The sequence below is a fragment of the Aquabacterium sp. UBA2148 genome (assembly GCF_002328915.1).
GTDB lineage: Bacteria > Pseudomonadota > Gammaproteobacteria > Burkholderiales > Burkholderiaceae_C > Aquabacterium > Aquabacterium parvum.
Genome location: NZ_DCXA01000017.1, coordinates 10,469 through 14,113 on the forward strand (window position 1 = coordinate 10,469; position 3,645 = coordinate 14,113).

Below are 3,645 nucleotides of genomic sequence, written 5' to 3' on the forward strand. Positions count from 1 at the left end.
GAGGGCTCGGCCAGCTCGCCTCCAGCGTCGCTCGGGCTGGCTTCGGTCGCCTCTTGCAGGCGCCCGGCGGGCGGGATCATCTGGCTCAGCCGGGCCTCGAAGAAGTCACGCACCGAGCAGTCGGCCGGGTGCACCGTCAGCAGGACGCGGTCGAACACCGCAAAGCCCACCGGGCTGGTGTCGATGGCGGCCATGGCCTGACGCGCCGAGCTGGCCGTGCCGTGCGCCTCATCCAGGAACAGGCGCTGCGTGCCCGGGCCCGCAGCCAGGCGCCTGAACACCAGCAGGTCGTACCAGGAGGTGTAGTCGTACTGCGAGGGCAGCTGCGCGTTGAGCAGGTCGGTGACGTGCAGGTCCATCAGGCCGCCGCCGGCGAGCTTGTGCAGCTGCTGCTGGATCTCGGCCAGACGCACCTCGAAGACGCGCCGGCTGGTGGTCACCCACAGGAAGCCTTGTGCCGGCAGCGTGGCCGGCCAGTCCTGGAGCTCGGTGAACTGTTCGTGGATGTGAAAGAGACGCACGCGCGACGGGCTCCGTCAGGGCTGGGTTGGGCTTGAAAGGACTCAGCCGCGCAGGCGCTCGGCGGCGTCCAGCGCGAAGTAGGTGAGCACGCCATCGGCGCCGGCGCGCTTGAAGGCCAGCAGCGACTCCATCATGGTCGCGTCATGGTCGAGCCAGCCGTTCTGGGCCGCTGCTTTGATCATGGCGTACTCGCCGCTGACCTGGTAGGCGAACGTCGGCACCTTGAACTCGTCTTTGACGCGGCGCACGATGTCCAGGTAAGGCATGCCGGGCTTGACCATCACCATGTCGGCGCCCTCGGCGATGTCCATGCCCACCTCGCGCAGCGCTTCGTCGGAATTGGCCGGGTCCATCTGGTAGACCTTTTTGTTGGCCTTGCCCAGGTTGGCCGCCGAGCCCACCGCGTCGCGGAACGGGCCGTAGAAGGCGCTGGCGTACTTGGCGCTGTAGGCCATGATGCGGGTGTGCACCAGGCCTTGGGATTCGAGCGCATGGCGGATGGCTCCGATGCGGCCGTCCATCATGTCGGACGGGGCCACGATGTCCACGCCCGCGTCGGCTTGCACCAGGGCTTGCTGGGTGAGCACCGCCACCGTGGTGTCGTTGACGATGTAGCCGGTGTCGTCGAGCAGGCCGTCCTGGCCGTGGCTGGTGAAGGGGTCGAGCGCCACGTCGGTCATCACGCCCAGCTCGGGGAAGCGCCGCTTGAGTTCGCGCACCGTGCGTGGCACCAGGCCCTCGGGGTTGAGCGCCTCGCGGCCGTCCGGCGTCTTGAGCGAGGCGTCGATGACCGGGAACAGCGCCAGCACTGGCACGCCCAGTTGCAGGCAGCGCTCGGCCGCGGCGTACAGCGCGCTGCGCCCCAGTCGGCTGACCCCTGGCATCGAGCCCACGGCCTGCTCGCCTTCGTCCTGATCGAGCACGAAAACCGGGTAGATCAGGTCGGCCGATGTCAGTTCATGTTCCCTCACCAGGCGGCGGGAGAACTCGTCGCGGCGCAGGCGGCGCAGGCGGTGCTGGGGGAAGTGCAGGGGCGTCATCCGGGGGGGCGATTCACCCCCCACACCGGGCCAGTGGCGTTTGTGTGAAGGATGGCAAAGTTGATAAAAAAAACACCCCCCGCAGGGTTATTTCGGACAAGGGGGGCAGCCAAGCTTGAGCAAGCTCCCTATAATGGGCAGTGAATGATACGCCGCAAGGCCTCATTCCCTGCTTTTCCTCCCTGAGCAGGTGCCTTACGTGATGACAGCGTCAAGGCTTCACAGCCCCGGCTTTTGCCGGGGCTCTTTTTTTTTCTGTGCTCATAATCCCCCATGAGCTCCGCCTACCTCTGGGTCAAAGCCCTGCACATCGTCTTTGTGGCCAGTTGGTTTGCTGGCCTGTTCTACCTGCCCAGGCTGTACGTCAACCTGGCCACGGTGCCGCCCGACAGCCATGCCGAGCGTGAACGCCTGCTGATGATGGCGCGCAAGCTGTACCGCTTCAGCACCTTGTTGATGATCCCGGCGCTGGTGCTCGGGCTGCTGCTGTGGCTTTACTTTGGCGTTGGCAAGGGCCCTGGGCAAATCTGGCTTCACATCAAGCTGACGCTGGTCATCGGCGTCATCGGTTATCACCACGTCTGCCGGCGCCTGTTGCGCGACTTCGAAGCGCTGCAAAACCGCCGCAGCCACAAGTGGTTCCGTGTCTTCAACGAGGTGTCGGTGCTGCTGTTCGCGGCCATCGTCTGCCTGGTGGTCATCAAGCCCACCATCGGCTGAGCCCCGGATGTCGGCGCATCGCAGCTCGGCCTGGCCCCTGTCCTGGGTGGCGGGCGGGCTGATTGCCTACGCGACCCTGCACCCGCTGACCGGTTGGCATTGGCCTGGCTGGGACGCCATCCGCTGGTTGCTGCCCAAGCAGTCCTACGAGGTCATGTCCGACGTGACGGCCAACCTGCTGGGCTACCTGCCCTTTGGCCTGGTGCTGTGTCTGGCCTGGTTGCGCTCCGGCCAGGGCACTTTCGGGGCTGCCTGGCGGACGTTGTTCACCGCTTCGGCCCTGTCGTATGCCCTGGAGTTGCTGCAGCACTTGCTGCCTGGCCGGGTGCCCTCGGTGACCGACTGGATCCTCAACACCCTGGGGGCGGCCTGGGGGGTGTTGGGGGCGCTCACCTTGCACGCCCTGGGCCTGGTCGATGTCTGGCATCGGCTGCGTGAGCGGTGGTTCATTCCCCAGGCGGGGCATGGCCTGGCTTTGTTGTGCCTGTGGCCGCTGGGCCTGTTGTTCCCGCCGCCGCTGCCGTTGGGGCAGGGGCAGATCTGGCCGCAGTTGCGCTTGCTGCTGGTGGAGTTCACGCAGGACACGCCCTGGCAGGGGTGGTTCCTGCCCGACGACCCTTTGACGTTGTGGGCCGTGTTGCCTGGCGCCTGGCAGGGCAGCGCATGGGCCCCGGAGGTGGAGGCACTGACCGTGGCCTTGGGGCTGATGGCACCTTTGTGCGTGGCCGGCGCCCTGGCCAGCCAGCGCAGCTTGCGCATCGCCCTGATGGCCCTGCTGGTGCTGGCGGGGGTGGCGTTCACGGCCCTGGCCTCGGCCTTGAACTTCGGGCCGGTGCACGCGCTCAGCTGGGTCACGCTGCCAGCTGCCTCGGGCATGCTCCTGGGTGCGTCGGCAGCGGTCCTGCTGGTCAACCGGGGGCGCGCGACCTGCGCGCTGCTCGGGGTGGCAGTCCTGGTGGGGTTGCTGGTGCTGGTGCACCAGGTGCCGAGCGACCCGTATTACGCCGAAACCCTGCTGGCCTGGGAAAGCGGGCGCTTCATCCGGTTTCATGGGCTGTCTCGCTGGTTCGGCCTGCTGTGGCCTTTCCTGGCCCTGCTCTGGCTGCTGTCGCGACTGCTGGGGCGAGATGCCCCTGCGCCCGCTCGCACGGGGCCCAGCCACTAGAATCCTGGCATGGCCTATTACGAGCGTCACATCTTCTTTTGCCTGAACCAGCGCATCAATGGCGAAGCCTCGTGCGCCGACCACGCTGCCAAGGCCGGGTTCGACCACTGCAAGGCCCGTGTGGCGGCAGCCGGTCGCAACGGCAAGGGTGGCGTGCGGGTGAACAAGGCTGGCTGCCTGGACCGCTGTGCTGGCGGG

The 3,645-nt window shown here is 67.1% G+C and carries 3 protein-coding genes and 2 pseudogenes; 3 read left to right on the forward strand and 2 right to left on the reverse strand.

All coding sequences use genetic code 11. From position 1 onward, the window contains the following. Together B2W70_RS00775 and hemB are read right to left on the reverse strand one after the other, a co-directional pair. Positions 1–521, reverse strand: a pseudogene (locus B2W70_RS00775) (magnesium transporter CorA); the annotation flags it as partial. A 42-nt stretch (positions 522–563) separates the two neighbouring features. Further along, the gene (hemB, locus tag B2W70_RS00780; protein WP_286742035.1) at positions 564–1,562 is read right to left on the reverse strand and encodes a porphobilinogen synthase; all 999 of its coding nucleotides are present in this window, start codon (positions 1,560–1,562) and stop codon (positions 564–566) included. A 273-nt stretch (positions 1,563–1,835) separates the two neighbouring features. Here hemB and B2W70_RS00785 point away from each other — a divergent pair, with 273 nt between their 5' ends. From B2W70_RS00785 to B2W70_RS00795, 3 genes and pseudogenes are all read left to right on the forward strand, one after another. Then, positions 1,836–2,282, forward strand: coding sequence for a CopD family protein (locus B2W70_RS00785; protein ID WP_058086953.1), 447 nt, complete (start codon positions 1,836–1,838; stop codon positions 2,280–2,282). 7 nt (positions 2,283–2,289) lie between these two features. Continuing rightward, positions 2,290–3,447 carry a VanZ family protein gene (locus B2W70_RS00790; protein WP_286742036.1) on the forward strand — a complete coding sequence of 386 codons (1,158 nt, stop codon included), beginning with the start codon at positions 2,290–2,292 and terminating at the stop codon, positions 3,445–3,447. 9 nt (positions 3,448–3,456) lie between these two features. After that, positions 3,457–3,645: pseudogene (locus B2W70_RS00795) on the forward strand ((2Fe-2S) ferredoxin domain-containing protein); the annotation flags it as partial.